The sequence below is a fragment of the Sulfitobacter noctilucae genome, assembly GCF_000622365.1.
Lineage (GTDB): Bacteria > Pseudomonadota > Alphaproteobacteria > Rhodobacterales > Rhodobacteraceae > Sulfitobacter > Sulfitobacter noctilucae.
The window spans coordinates 1009672-1024273 of sequence record NZ_JASC01000014.1 but is presented as its reverse complement, the minus strand read 5'-3'; the positions used below and the strand labels follow the sequence as shown (position 1 = coordinate 1024273).

Genomic DNA, 14602 nt, shown 5'->3' with positions numbered 1-14602 from the left:
CTAGTCGCGGTGGCGGATCAGATAATCCACAAGCGCCGCGGTTGAACCGTCCTTGCCTCGCGCGCTCTCCGTCCCTTCGACCACGGGCTGCAGAGATGTCGCCAACTCCTTGCCCAGCTCCACGCCCCATTGGTCATAGGAATTGATCCCAAGGATCACCCCTTCGACAAAAACGCGGTGTTCATAAAGGGCGATGATCTGGCCCAGCGTGTAGGGATCGAGCCGTTCGTAGACCAAGGTTGTCGAAGGCCGGTTGCCCGGAAACACCCTGTGCGCCGCTTGGCGCTCCAGTTCGTCGCCTTCCAGTCCTTTGGCAGCCATCAACTTGCGCGCCTGCACCAGTGAGCGGCCTTGCATCAAAGCCTCTGATTGCGCCAGACAATTAGCTACCAGCAAATGATGGTGATGCGCGAGGTCAGGCTCGTGCCCGTTGGCGGCGACCATGAAGTCACAGGGAATCACCCGTGTGCCTTGGTGGATCAGCTGATAAAACGCGTGCTGCCCGTTGGTGCCTGCAGCGCCCCAGACCACCGGTCCGGTGTGGTGTTCGGTGGCGCTGCCGTCCATCTGCACGCTTTTGCCGTTCGATTCCATCTCAAGCTGTTGCAGGTAAGAGGGGAGCAATGAAAGCCGCTGGTCATAAGGCAGCACCGCGCGACTGGCATAGCCGCAGATCTGGTTGTGCCACAGTCCCACAAGTGCCAGCATAACCGGCATGTTCTCCAGCGGCTCCGCCGCGCGGAAGTGTGTGTCCATTGCCTGCGCCCCGCGCAGGAAGGCGTCAAACCCGTCGGGGCCGATGGCGATCATCAGCGACAGGCCAATCGGCCCCCAGACCGAGTAGCGCCCGCCGACCCAATCCTCGAACCCGAAGACCTGTTCAGGATCGATGCCAAAATCCGCTGTCTTGTTTTCTGCTGTGCTGAGGGCGGCAAATTGCGTTTTGGGATCACCTCCGTGGTCCATCATCCAGGCGCGGGCGGTGCGGGCGTTGGTCATGGTTTCGATGGTGGTAAAGGTCTTGGAGGCGACGATCACCAGCGTGGTTTTCGCATCCAATCCCCGCAGCGTGTCGGCGATATGGGCGCCATCCACATTCGACACAAAATGGCAGTGCGGCCCGTCGTGATACGGAGCAAGAGCCGCAACAGCCATCGCTGGCCCAAGGTCCGAGCCGCCGATGCCGATGTTGACCACGTCAGTGATTGCGCTGGAGCGGATTTGGTCCGCGAATTTGCGCATCCGCGACAGGGTCACGCGGATGCCGGGCATTACGTCTTCGCCCTCTACGATCACAGGTGCACCGTCGAGATTGCGCAGCGCTGTGTGCAACACCGCGCGCCCTTCGGTCTCGTTGATCGGCTCACCCCGGAACATCGCTTCGCGTTTGTCCGCCAGCCCCGCGGCCTCGGTCAAGGCGATCAGATCGGCGCGGGTGTCGCGGTCGATGTTGGTTTTCGCATAATCCAGCGCCATGTCCTGTGTGCTGACGGTGAAGTCTGCCGCACGGGCCTCGTCTTCGAACAAAGCCAGCAGCGGGCGGTCTGCGATGGCGGCGTGGCGGCTTTTGAGTGTGTTCCAGATATCCATCATGCGGCCCAATGTACTGTTGCATTGCCCAGCACCGTTGCAATCGGTGCCTCTTCGGGCGGCAAGGTCTGTGCGCGTTCCACGGCTGCGCGTTTTTCATCACCGAATATCACAACATGCGTGGACATCGCGCCTTCGAGCACATGCGCGGGCAGCGTGACGCGGGCGGTCTCGGTGGTGTCGGGGTGCACGGGACAAAGTAGCGGCGCGTTTGCGTCCAGCGCAGCGGCTGTGCCTTTGGCCCCCGGAAACAACGACGCGGTGTGCATATCGGCCCCCATGCCTAGCACCAACAGCGACAGCGGCAGTTCACCGCTCAGCGTTTGCGATACCTCGGCACAGCCTTCTTCGGCGGATTTGCCTGCTCGGTAATAGGGCACAAAGGATGCCTGTGCGGCGCGGTCCTGCAACAGATGTGTCTTCACCAAACGGGTGTTGGAGGCGTCATGATCTTCGGGCACCCAACGTTCGTCCGTCAGCATCACATGCACGCGCGGCCAGTCCAGTTCCGCATCACGCATCATCTCGAAGATGGGCGCGGGTGTTGTACCGCCGGGCACCGCAAAGGATGCAATGTCGTGCTGTACCAGACATTTGCGCAATTCGCCCGCCAGCATATTGGCGACGTTCAGCACCAGCATCTCGCGGTCGGGGTAGGATTTGAAATTCATGGGGACACCTCTCGCCATGCGCGCCCGTCCCGACGCATTAACTCGCCTGATTCAACCGTCCCGTCCGAGCCGCTATCGTAGAACTTGGGCACTTCGCCGCGCGCTTCCCAGCCTTGGATAATCGGATCGGTCCAGGCCCAGGCTGCCTCGACCTCATCACCGCGCATGAACAGGGTCTGGTTGCCGCGGATCACGTCCATTATCAGCCGTTCATAGGCATCTACCTGTTCTGTATCTTCGCCCAAAGCTTCGGCGAAACTCATGTCCAGCGGAACGTCAATCAGGCGCATGCCCCCCGGCCCCGGCTCCTTGATCGTCACACCAAGGGTGATGCCTTCGTTCGGTTGGAGACGGATCGACAGGACGTTGCGGTGCCGGCCTGCGTCCTCGGCGAAAATGCTGTGCGGCGTTTCCTTGAACACAACCGTGATCTCGGAAGAGCGTGCCGACATCCGCTTGCCCGTCCGCAGGTAAAACGGGGTGCCCGCCCACCGCCAGTTGCTGATGTGGGTCTTGAGGGCGATGAAGCTCTCGGTTTTCGAGCGTGGATCGCCCACCGCGTCGCGGTAGTTCGGTTGCGCCTCGGCATTGCCGGGTTCCGCATCATATTGGCCGCGTGCGATGTGATGGGGCAGCACCGGATCGAGGGCCCGGATCACTTTAAGCTTTTCGTCGCGTACCGCATCGGGGTCAAACCGCGCGGGCGGCTCCATCGCGATCAGACACAAAAGCTGCATCAGGTGGTTCTGCACCATGTCGCGCATGGCACCGGATTTGTCATAATATTCGCCCCTACCCCCGACACCTACGGTTTCAGCCACAGTGATCTGGATATGATCGACGTATTGGGCATTCCACAGCGGTTCGAACAGCATATTGCCAAAGCGCACCGCCATAAGGTTCTGCACCGTCTCTTTACCCAGATAGTGGTCGATGCGGTAAATCTGGCTTTCGTCAAAGTAGGTGGCGAGCGTGGCGTTCAGCGTCTTTGCCGTTTCAAGATCGCGACCAAAGGGTTTCTCGACCACAATCCGTGCGTCCTTGTCGGCCATGCCCCATTGCTGCAACCGCTCTGCCAGATCGCCGAACAGCGCGGGCGAAACGGAGAAATAGTAAGCCTCAACCCGGTCGGTGCCCTTCATCAACTCTTGCAGCGCGGCCCAGCCGTCGGTGCCTTTGGCGTCGATGGTCACGTAGGACAATTGCGCCAGAAAGGCTGTTAGCTTGTCTTCGGGAATGTTTTTGAGCCCCCCGAACTCGGTGATCGCCTCGGCAATCATCTCGCGGTAACCGTCATCGTCCATCTCAGTACGGGCGGCTGCGATGATCCTTGCGCCGGCGGGCATCTGCCCTGCGATAAAGCGGCGAAACAGCCCCGGCAGAATCTTGCGCCGCGCCAGATCACCGGTGCCGCCAAAAATCACCAAATCGAACGGATCGACCGGGATAACCCGCGACACCATACGCGGCATACTGTCCTGTAATATGGTCATCTTTTCCCCGCTTCCATCGAATCTCTGCTATGTTAGCGCTACCATAGCTATACCACGGCAAATAGTCCATCTTCACAAGACTGTGCCCGGACAGCACCTGCTCTTTTCAAACCCAAGCCGATACCGTAGCCAGTGGACAACATCATTTGGCGTGAGACAAGGTTTTTCACAGGCTGAATTTCGAAGGTGAGGAGCAGGTATGAAAGATATGGACACAGGCGCAAATGCGGGCAAATTTTGCGATCCATTCACCACGGCCAAGGGTGAAGCGCGGGCCACTGTTGCGCTGACCAAACCCGAGACGCTGTGGTTCAATACCGGCACGCTTTGTAACATCGAATGTGTGAACTGCTATATCGTATCCAGCCCCAGCAATGACGCTTTGGTCTATATCACAGCCGATGAGGTGCGCGATTATCTGGATCAACTGACCGCCCGCGATTGGCCCGTGACCGAGATTGCATTTACCGGTGGCGAGCCTTTCATGAACCCCCAGATGATCGACATCCTGGAGACCTCTCTGGCGCGGGGCTATGACGTATTGGTGCTGACCAATGCCATGCGTCCGATGATGCGCAGGTCCATGAAATCAGGGCTCGTGCGCCTGAACGAGGCCTATCCGGGCAAGCTGACCCTGCGCATATCGGTCGATCACCACCGTGCCGAACTGCATGATGCAGAGCGCGGTGCAGGATCCTTTGCCAAAACGCTCGAGGGCATGACATGGCTGCGCGACAACGGATTTCGCATGGCCGTCGCGGGCCGGTCCGTATTCGGTGACAGCGATGCAGAAAGCCGCGCAGGCTATGCGGCTTTCTATGCTGAATACAGCTTTGACATTGATGCCTTCAATCCTGGCATGACCGTATTGTTCCCCGAGATGGACGAGAACGTCGAAGTGCCCGAAATCACAACGGCCTGCTGGGGCATCCTTGATAAATCACCGGATGCGGTGATGTGTTCGTCGTCCCGGATGGTGGTCAAACGCAAAGGTGCGGCTAAGCCTGCCGTGCTGGCGTGTACGCTCTTGCCCTACTCGCCCGAGTTTGAGCTGGGCGAGACACTCGCGGAGGCCGAGCGCGACGTTGCCCTCAATCATCCGCATTGTGCAAAGTTCTGCGTACTCGGCGGTGCCAGTTGTTCCGCCTAAGCCCGGCAGAACCGGATCACAGCCGGATGATATGGCCCTCGCGCGGGTCGGAGCGGCCTTCGGCGAGTGCTGCATAGACCGCTGGGGCGGCACCTAACCCCTGATGTACCTGCACTGTCAGCCAATCAGACGCTTCATCTGCCAGACGCATAAAGGCTTCCCCGATACGGCGGTCAATCTCGCCCGGTCCCCAATCATCGCGGCGCTTGGCAATCTGTGCGGGTGCAAAGAAGAATTCCGGCTTTACCCCATCAAGCGCCTGTGAAGGGTTGAATGCGTCCCAATGGCTGATCCCCACGGCGGCGGAGTGTTTCAAATGCGAGGCCAGATGACTGTGCAGCGCCGCCTTGACCTGCGCATTGCCGGACATATCCACATAGACCGAAGGCAGCAGCGCAAGATCGCTGATCTGCTCATAGCTCAGCACCTGATCACAGGCCCCCAGTTCTTCGACGAAACTGAGGTTCCCCTCTGACGTCAGGCCGACAATGGAGAAATCGCGGTTCTTTGTCTCGGCCAGATATTTGCACAACCCTAGCCCCGTTTTTGATGAAGCGCTGCCGATTACGATCTGCTCGGCTCCGAAGTATGCATTGTCCTCCAGCCAATCGGACAACAGGAATGACGTGGCCAACAGCGGTTGTAACAAGGCCCGAAGGTGGTCTTGATCCGGTGTGGTGTCGCCAACGGGAATGTAGCTGTTATAGACCGCTGGCAGATCGCGCCGGTGCGCCACCACGTCGGTGACGTTGCCCCGCGACGAGACCTGCGGCGTGATCAGCAATTCTTCGGCCATCGGATAAAAGCCGTAAAGCCGCGTCCCGACCGCAAGGTTGTCTGCCTGACTTTCGACAACCTTGGCAATGCCCCAAACCGGCACAATGCCCTGACCCTCGATCCCTGTGGGAAAGAACTGCCAATAGCCGATGGCGAAACCCGACGCCGCATAGGTGACATTGTTGGCGGTCAACGCAAAGCTCTCAAGCGCAAGTCGGGCCTGACCCGGTGCCAGCGTGTCAGCCGCTGCCTCATTCATCTGAGTTTCGGTGATCTTCTTCTGTGTGGTCAAAATCTGTTGCATCTCGGCCTCCCCGCCTGTTTGGCCAAAGACTAGCCTGATCGCGGGGCGCGACGCTTGCAGAAAATCATCCGACGTTGCGGCAGTCAGTGCAGGGTGAATTCACCCACCTGGTTTGTCCATTCGCCGGACTTCAGCATTTTGCGATGGGTAAAGCGCACCGAATGCAAGGGGCCATCCAGCTTGCTTTGCCAAAACTCCACAAATTCAAAAAGCTTTGGATGATCCGGTGCCAAATCATATTCCTGCCAGATATAGCTGTTCAGAACATGGGTGTAATCAGGCATGTGATAGAAAATCTCTGCCGTCGTCAGCCCGTAGCCCTTGAGCATCAACTCAGTTTCGGATGGGGTCATTTCAACCTCCTTTTTGCTGCTGTACCTCCAGCCTGTCACAAAACATTTACTTTTCAATAAAAACAGAATGTTGGCCCCAAGCGGGGCAATTGACCGATGCAAGCCTGCCACAGGCATTGCACCTGATCTTCGGTCTCTGCTATATATTTCCACAATATATAGACCTTATTAAAAGCTGAGCAGACAACGTGAGCGATACGCCGGAAACGCCTGATAACAATGACGAAAACCTGCCTGCGCCCTATGTCTATGACGGGCCGTCGGTCACCATCGAACACGAGATGCGCACATCCTATCTGGATTATGCCATGTCGGTTATCGTCAGCCGCGCCATTCCCGATCTGCGCGATGGTCTGAAACCTGTGCACCGGCGTATTTTGTTTGCCATGCACGAGACCGGCAACACCCACGACAAAAGCTATCGCAAATCCGCGCGTCCCGTGGGCGACGTGATGGGCCAGTACCACCCGCATGGTGACAGCGCGATCTATGACGCGCTGGTGCGCATGGCGCAGGATTTCTCGATGTCGCTGCCTTTGCTCGATGGTCAGGGCAATTTCGGCTCAATGGACGGCGATAACGCCGCCGCTATGCGCTATACCGAGGTGCGGATGGACAAGCCTGCGGCCTATCTGCTGGCCGATATCGATAAGGAAACCGTCGATTTTCAGGACAACTACGACGGCAAACAGCAAGAGCCGACGGTCCTCCCTGCCCGGTTTCCCAACATGCTGGTCAATGGCGCAGGCGGTATTGCGGTCGGTATGGCCACAAACATTCCGCCGCATAACCTTGGTGAAGTGATCGACGCTTGTCTTGCGTTGATTGAAGAACCTGATCTGACATCCGAACAGTTGATCGACTACATCCCCGGCCCCGATTTCCCCACGGGCGGCATCATGCTGGGCCGGTCCGGTGCGCGAAAAGCTTATCTTGAAGGGCGCGGCAGCGTTGTGATCCGCTCGAAAACGCGCGTCGAAGAAATTCGTAAGGACCGCTGGGCCATTATCATTGACGAGATTCCCTATCAGGTGAACAAGGCCACGATGATCGAGCGCATCGCTGAGGCGGCCCGCGATAAAAAGATCGACGGCATCGCCCATGTGCAAGATGAAAGCGACCGCAACGGTGTGCGTGTGGTGGTTGAACTGAAGCGCGACGCCACGGCTGAGGTGGTGATGAACCAGCTCTTCCGGTTCACGCCGATGCAGACCTATTTCGGCTGTAACATGCTGGCACTGAATGGCGGTCGGCCTGAAACCTTGACCCTGCGCCGCTTCCTGACCTGCTTTATCGACTTCCGCGAAGAAGTCGTCGCCCGCCGCACTGCGTTCCTGTTGCGCAAGGCGCGGGATCGCTCGCATATTCTCTGTGGTCTGGCCGTGGCTGTTACCAACATTGATGAAGTCGTCGCGACCATCCGGTCTTCTGCTGATGCGGCCGAAGCGCGTGAAAAGCTGATGACGCGCCGTTGGCCCGCGCAGGACATCCTGCCCTATATCGCGCTGATCGACGATCCGACCCATACGGCCAACGATGATGGCACTTATAACCTCAGCGAAATCCAGGCGCGTGCCATTCTGGAACTGCGCCTGCAGCGCCTGACCCAGATCGGCGTCAAAGAAGTCACGGACGAACTGGAAGAACTGGCCGGTAAGATCAAGGAATACCTCGAAATTCTGGGCAGTCGCGAGCGGATCATGGGTATCATCCGTGATGAGCTACAGGAGTGCAAAGACCTTTTTGCCGTGCCGCGCCGCACCGAGATTGTCGATTGGTCCGGTGACATGGACGATGAGGATCTGATCGCCCGCGAGGATATGGTCGTCACCGTGACCTCGGGCGGCTACATCAAACGGACGCCGCTGGTCGACTTCCGCAGTCAGCGCCGTGGCGGCAAGGGCGTATCGGGCATGGCGACCAAAGAAGAAGATGTCGTGACCACCCTCTTTGTTGCGAACACACATACGCAACTTCTATTCTTCACCACCGATGGCATGGTTTACAAGCTCAAGACATGGCGGCTGCCCCAGGGCGGACGGACTTCCAAAGGCAAGGCGATCGTCAACATTCTGCCGATCCCGGTTGGCGTGTCGATTGCCGCCATCATGCCGGTAGATCGGGACGAGGATGAATGGGACGACCTGCAGGTGGTTTTTGCAACCTCCGCAGGCACGGTACGTCGCAACAAACTGTCCGATTTCACCAACGTCATGCGCAACGGCAAGATTGCGATGAAATTCGAGGACGAACACGCCGAAACGACACTGATCAACGCCCGCATCGCGTCAAACGATGATGATGTGATGCTGGTGACCAACTCGGGCCGTGCCATCCGCTTTCCTGCCACCGACGTGCGGGTGTTCAACAGCCGCGCCTCGGTTGGGGTACGCGGCGTCAAGCTGAACGGCGACGATAAGGTCGTGTCGATGTCGATCATCCGCCACTTCGATGCCACGTCAGAGGAACGCACTGCCTATCTGAAAATGCGCCGTGCAATGGCGGGTCTGGCCGATGACGGGTCCGAGGAGGACGAAGAAGAAGTTGATCCGAACGCTACAATCGACCAGGCGCGGTATGCGGAAATGTCTGCGGCCGAGAATTTGATCCTGACGATTACCGCACAAGGGTCGGGCAAGCTCAGCTCAAGCCACGACTATCCCGTGCGCGGGCGCGGTGGACTGGGCGTGACGGCGATGGACAAGGCCATGCGGGGCGGTGAAATCGTCGCGTCCTTCCCGGTAGAGATGGACGACCAGATCATGCTCGCCACGTCCAAAGGCCAGTCAATCCGCGTTCCGATTGAGGGCATATCATTCCGTTCGCGCAGTGCTGGCGGTGTCAAAGTCTTTAACACCGGCAAAAACGAGATCGTGGTCAGCGTCGCATGGATCGCCGATCAGGGCGACGAAGAAGCGGGCGAAGCTGAGGCAGAGTAATCTGCCTGGCTTACGGCCTGCGCATCAAACAAGATAAAATGCAAAAAAGGCTCCCCATTTGGGGAGCCTTTTTTAAACTCATACGGAGGGATGGAATATCTATCGCCAAAACCGCAAACGTCAGGGTACGAAAGTCCGCAATCTTAAGGGCAGCATGAAGACAAATTTGCTGGATCGTAAATTCTCAGCGATTGTATCTTACCAGTAATGCGACGGCGATATCAGCTATGCGTGGACATGTGTAGGCGGGTTGCAATTGAATTCCATCGTCGGTCGTCAGTACCGCAAGTGACGCAGTCAGGCGATCAGAGCTTTGCAGATGACTGTCGCATTCCAGTCACGGCTGACAGGCTGCATCCAAGATACGGATCGTGGCAGACATTCCTTTCTGATGAATACGTGAAATCCCGACTGCTATGGATCCAAAGTTTTCAAATGCAGCAAGGGGAATAGTTACAACAATGCTGCCTCAAAGGTCTTCTTCTGAACTCCCGTAAGGAACATTGCTTTGCAATACCCCGCGGAGAAGTGATCAAGGCCGAATTGTTATGACGACATCCTCTGGAGACACGTCGCAAGACCGGAAGGACGAACGCCAAGGATACCATTGGCTTTTTATATCTGCGTTGTCGTCAATACTCACTGAGCTCGAAGAGCTTCATCACATTCGCGCTTAAGATAGTGTTCACGCGAAGTTAGGATGGTTTTGAGCCGCAACAAGTTCAGACAACTTACCGCCCGTATCGCCGTCTCCAACCACATCACACTCACGCGATTCTCTAGCACTGGTGCGCATTTGCAGACAACGCCATCCTTGCCAGTTGAAAAGGTTAACCGGCCGTACCGATGTAAGTGGATGAATTCGCTGTCACTAAAGACATAACTTTCTCCATTCTTAGATTCTCTGTGCGATAAAGATTGGTTCCGTCATCACGGATCAGCTAATGTCACAGGCTTACTACCTGCATAATTTGTAGTTATTCCGTGAACTTTGCAGAACTAGCTCTGTTTTCGTAGCAAGACGCCTTCGAAAACAATCAATCCAGTCAAAGCCCATACAAGTCTGTGAATTTACCTTTTAAATACGTCAGCAATGGTGCCTCATTCGGCGCGGCACCGCTGGCGTTTTCAATCACCTCGCGCGCCTCAAACAATCCTCCGTGGCGCTGCACATGCTCGCGCAGCCAGCCGGTTGCGGACGCAGTCACACCCGTCGCAAGCTCAGTATCAAGGTCAGGCACATCCTTGCGAAGGGCGGTGTAAAGACAGCCGGCATAGACATTGCCCAGCGAATAGGTCGGGAAATAGCCCAGCAAGCCGACAGACCAATGCACGTCTTGCAACACCCCGTTCGACGCCTTGTCGACGGCATAGCCGAAATCCGCTTCGAACCTGTCGTTCCAGGCGGCCTCCAGATCCTGTACCTGCAAGTCGTGGCTGACCAGGGCCCGCTCCAGATCAAAGCGCATCAAAACATGAAGGTTGTACTGCAACTCGTCCGCTTCGGTGCGGATATACCCGTCCGAGACGCGGTTCACCACGCGGTAGAACGTCTCTTCGTCCGCAATACCGAAATCGCCAAAGGCGTCCTTCATCTGCCCGAACAGCCAGCCGGTAAAGGCACGGCTACGTCCCAGTTGGTTCTCGTAGATCCGGCTTTGGCTTTCGTGCACCCCCATCGACACACCGCTCCCTAGCGGGGTCAGCAGGTAGTCACGGCTAATCCCCTGCTCATAGGCGGCGTGGCCGACCTCGTGGATGGTGGAATAAAAGCAATTGAACGGATCGGTGGGGTTGGTGCGCGTGGTGATGCGTACATCAAGGCCGGAGCCGGAGGAGAATGGATGCACCGCCTTGTCCACGCGCCCATGGCTCATGTCATAGCCAAAGGTTTTGGCCAGCTGCCGCGTCAGCTTCATCTGTGCGCTTTCATCGAAAATGCCACTCAGCTGGGGCGGCGCTTCTGCATCACGTACAGCTGCGCGCAAGCGAGCCAGCTCAGGGCGCAGCGCGCCAAACATGGCTTCCAGCTCCGCACCGGTCGCACCCGGCTCGTAATCCTGCAGCATCGCGTCATAGACATCGCCGCCCGTCGCAAGCGCCTGCCCCTCTTCGCGTTTCAGCGACAGAACCTCGGTCAAAGTCGGCGCAAAGGCGGCAAAGTCGTTTTCGTCGCGGGCTTCGGCCCAGATGCCTTGTGCCTCTGACGTGACCCGGGCGATGCGGGCAGCCAAGGCGGCGGGCACCTTGCTGGCTCGGTCAAAGCTGCGGCGGATGTGGCGCAGATTGGCCTGGCCCACATCATCAAGCGTTGCGGCATCGATCTTGCCCAACCAGTCGCCGATCTTCGGATCCATGCGGCGCGCGTGGAGCACGCTTTCGAGGGCGGCCATTTCCTCTCCCCGCTGAGGGGCAGCACCGCGCGGCATCATTGTTTCCTGATCCCAGCCTAGGCGCCCCATCACCTGAGCCAACGCTTGGGTTTCGCGCAAATGCGCCATCAGATCGTCATAGGGGGTCATATCAGTTTCCTCGGATACTTGTGGCAATGGGATAGGCGCTGAGATAACGCGCCCGCAGGATCAAGACCCAAAGGATCACGGCAAGTGCTTGATGCACAAGGGCAATATGCACGGGTGCTGCATAAAGCACGGTGGTGATGCCCCATACCATCTGCAATGTCAGCACCGCCATCACCGCGTTGAAGGCGAAGCGCGTGGTCGCATGGGCGGAGCCGCGCCCGCGCAACCAGACCACAATACCAAAGATAAACAACAGATACCCCGACACCCGGTGCATAAACTGCACCAGACCGGGGTTCTCAAAGAAATTCCGCCACAGAGGGTCGATGTCAAAGGCATCGGGCGGAAAGACCTGCCCCTGCATCAGCGGCCAGTCGACAAAGTAACGGCCCGCGTCGATCCCTGCGACCAAGGCGCCAAGAATAATTTGCAGGAAGGTGAAGTGCATCAAACCTGTTGCGAGAGAAAACGGCTTACCCTCTTTTGCGCGGCGGGCCTGCATCAGATCTCGTTCGGACCGCCCAAGCAGCAGCATATACCAGGTGATGAACCCCAGAATAACAAAGGCCAGCCCCAGATGCGTGGCAAGCCGGTAGCTTTTGACGTCGAGCATCCCCTCGCCGGTGGTCACGCCAGAGGCGACCATCCACCAGCCAATCGCCCCTTGCATGCCGCCAAGTGCACCCAAGAGCAGCAACCGACCCGTCCAGCCCGTCGGTATCTGACGGCGCAGCAGGAACCAGAAAAACCCCACCGCCCAAACAAGGCCGATCACGCGGCCCAGCTGGCGGTGGCCCCATTCCCACCAGTAGATGACTTTGAAATCAGACAGTTGCATCCAGGAATTTTGCAACTGAAATTCGTCGATCTGTTTGTATTTATCGAATTCCGACTGCCAGTCCGCCTCGTTCAAAGGTGGTATGCTGCCGGTGATGGGCCGCCATTCGGTGATCGATAGACCGGAGTCGGTCAAACGGGTCATGCCACCCACGGCAATCATCAAAAACACCAGTGCAAAGAGCAGCATCAACCAGATGCGGATCGCACCCCGTGCGCCACCCCTGCCCCGGTCAATCACGCCGGTTTGGGCTACGGGTTTGGCAGTTTCGACACTGCCGACATCTTCGAAAAGCTTGCGTTTCTCAGCCATATCTCGCCTCTAAATCGCGGTATGGCGCAGTGGTATTGCAGGTTGCCGCCAAGGTCTAGGGCTGCGCAGCCGCTTCGCATTTTTGCCGCACCATAGGCCTTTGGTCACACTGTCACGCGGCAAGATTAGCTGCCGACCTTAGTCGCGCTCTTTCCAGCGGACCATCTGCCGCATCATGCCATGCAGCATTTGCACATCGGCGCGGGTCAGCGGCATGCGCGACCACATATTGCGCAGGTTCAATTTCATCGACGTTTCCTTATGCGCGGGGAAAAAGAAACCAGCCGTCTCCATTCGCTCCTCGTAATGCGCGGCAAGATGTTCCACCTCCTGGCCACTGGCCCATTCGGTGCCGGCAAGTCCCTCTTCGCGGGGCTGAACCGCATCACCGCCGCGCATCCATTCATACCCCATCAACAACACGCATTGCGCGAGATTGAGCGAGGCGAAGGCAGGGTTCACCGGCACCGACACAATTGCATTGGCACGCGCGATATCCTCATTCTCAAGGCCAGCCCGTTCCGGCCCGAACAGCACCGCAACACGCTGGCCTTCTCTCATGCGGCGGCGGGTCTCGAGCATTGCTTCTTCAGGGCTGAATACAGGCTTGGTCAGATCGCGGTCGCGGGCCGTGGTGGCAAAGACGAAATCGCAATCGGCCAAAGCCTCAGGCAGATCGACGCATAATTTTGCTTCGTCCAAGAGCCGCCCGGCGCCCGATGCCATCGCTACAGCAGATGGATTGGGCCAGCCATCGCGCGGTGCCACGATGCGCATATGGTCCAGACCGAAATTCCACATGGCACGGGCGGCAGCCCCGATGTTTTCACCCATTTGCGGGCGCACGAGGACGAAAGCAGGTATGGCGGGTTTTGCGATAGGCTCTGACATGCCCGCCTCATAGGGCCTGCCCCCCTCCCGCGCAAGCAGGGCCGCAAAGGCCGAAGGGTCCATCGCCTTTGCAAATGCGTTTTCTTTTCCAGACCCATCGGCTAGTCAGGCGGTCAGACCCTTAAAGGACGCCGACATGGACACGCCAGAACAGCCGCAAATTTACCTGATCACCCCACCCGAGATCGAATTGTCCAGCTTTCCCGCGCAACTGGGCGCGATACTGGACGCACAGGAGATCGCCTGCGTGCGCCTCGCACTGTCGACCAAGGACGAAGACCGCGTATCGCGGGCGGCAGATGCCCTGCGCGAGGTCACCCACGCCCGGGACGTGGCCCTCGTGATCACGGACCATCTGGTGCTGGTTGAACGTCTGGGGCTGGATGGTGTGCATCTTAGTGATGCGGCGCGTTCGGTGCGCTATGCGCGCAAGGAACTGGGCGAAGAAGCCATCGTCGGCAGCTTTTGTGGCCCCTCCAAGCACGATGGTATGGCGGCTGGCGAAGCGGGTGCCGACTACATCAGCTTCGGTCCGGTGCAGGCACAGGCCCTTGGCGACGGCAGCTTTGCACCGCAGGACCTGTTCCAGTGGTGGTCCGAAGTGATCGAAGTGCCCGTGGTCGCCGAAGGCGCGTTGGATGCCGACATGATCCGAAGCCTCGCCCCTTACACCGACTTTTTCGGCATCGGGGACGAGATTTGGGCGCAGGATAATCCCACCGCAGCACTGAAAACACTTCTGGCTGCAATGGGATAAGAAAG

Annotated in this window: 11 protein-coding genes; 3 read left to right on the top strand and 8 right to left on the bottom strand. The window is 58.1% G+C overall.

Annotation, left to right across the window (positions count from 1 at the left end):
• From pgi to zwf, 3 genes are read right to left on the bottom strand one after another with little or no spacing between them, the layout of a single operon-like run.
• On the bottom strand, window positions 1-1593 hold the full coding sequence (pgi, locus tag Z945_RS0115085) for a glucose-6-phosphate isomerase (RefSeq protein WP_152541134.1): 1593 nt from the start codon (window positions 1591-1593) through the stop codon (window positions 1-3).
• Entirely contained in the window at window positions 1590-2261 is a 672-nt protein-coding gene (pgl, locus tag Z945_RS0115080) for a 6-phosphogluconolactonase (RefSeq protein WP_025052933.1), read from the bottom strand. The genes pgi and pgl overlap by 4 nt, the downstream gene beginning before the upstream one ends.
• On the bottom strand, window positions 2258-3724 hold the full coding sequence (gene zwf, locus Z945_RS0115075) for a glucose-6-phosphate dehydrogenase (protein ID WP_025052932.1): 1467 nt from the start codon (window positions 3722-3724) through the stop codon (window positions 2258-2260). Before zwf ends, pgl begins: the two co-directional genes overlap by 4 nt.
• A gap of 229 nt (window positions 3725-3953) precedes the next feature.
• On the opposite strand from zwf, the gene Z945_RS0115070 reads away from it, so the two are divergent.
• Window positions 3954-4904 (top strand): radical SAM protein, encoded by a 951-nt coding sequence (locus Z945_RS0115070; RefSeq protein ID WP_025052931.1) that lies wholly within the window; start codon window positions 3954-3956, stop codon window positions 4902-4904.
• A gap of 16 nt (window positions 4905-4920) precedes the next feature.
• Here Z945_RS0115070 and Z945_RS0115065 read toward each other — a convergent pair whose 3' ends face one another.
• Window positions 4921-5985: a DUF2855 family protein gene (locus tag Z945_RS0115065; protein ID WP_025052930.1), complete on the bottom strand. Its 1065-nt coding sequence runs from the start codon at window positions 5983-5985 to the stop codon at window positions 4921-4923.
• An 83-nt stretch (window positions 5986-6068) separates the two neighbouring features.
• A complete protein-coding gene (locus Z945_RS0115060) occupies window positions 6069-6338 on the bottom strand; it encodes an usg protein (RefSeq protein ID WP_025052929.1) in 270 nt (89 codons plus the stop codon).
• A gap of 188 nt (window positions 6339-6526) precedes the next feature.
• Between Z945_RS0115060 and gyrA the strand changes: the two genes are divergently transcribed.
• A complete protein-coding gene (gyrA, locus tag Z945_RS0115055) occupies window positions 6527-9277 on the top strand; it encodes a DNA gyrase subunit A (RefSeq protein WP_025052928.1) in 2751 nt (916 codons plus the stop codon).
• Between the two features lie 1046 nt (window positions 9278-10323).
• Here the strand turns inward: gyrA and Z945_RS0115050 are convergent.
• The 3 genes from Z945_RS0115050 to Z945_RS0115040 form a co-directional block, all read right to left on the bottom strand.
• On the bottom strand, window positions 10324-11799 hold the full coding sequence (locus Z945_RS0115050; protein ID WP_025052927.1) for a carboxypeptidase M32: 1476 nt from the start codon (window positions 11797-11799) through the stop codon (window positions 10324-10326).
• Window position 11800: 1 nt separating this feature from the next.
• Window positions 11801-12949, bottom strand: a complete 1149-nt coding sequence (gene ctaA, locus Z945_RS0115045; RefSeq protein ID WP_025052926.1) for a heme A synthase — start codon at window positions 12947-12949, stop codon at window positions 11801-11803.
• Window positions 12950-13087: 138 nt separating this feature from the next.
• On the bottom strand, window positions 13088-13840 hold the full coding sequence (locus Z945_RS0115040; protein WP_025052925.1) for an RNA methyltransferase: 753 nt from the start codon (window positions 13838-13840) through the stop codon (window positions 13088-13090).
• 136 nt (window positions 13841-13976) lie between these two features.
• On the opposite strand from Z945_RS0115040, the gene Z945_RS0115035 reads away from it, so the two are divergent.
• A complete protein-coding gene (locus tag Z945_RS0115035) occupies window positions 13977-14597 on the top strand; it encodes a thiamine phosphate synthase (RefSeq protein WP_025052924.1) in 621 nt (206 codons plus the stop codon).
• Window positions 14598-14602: the final 5 nt, after the last annotated feature.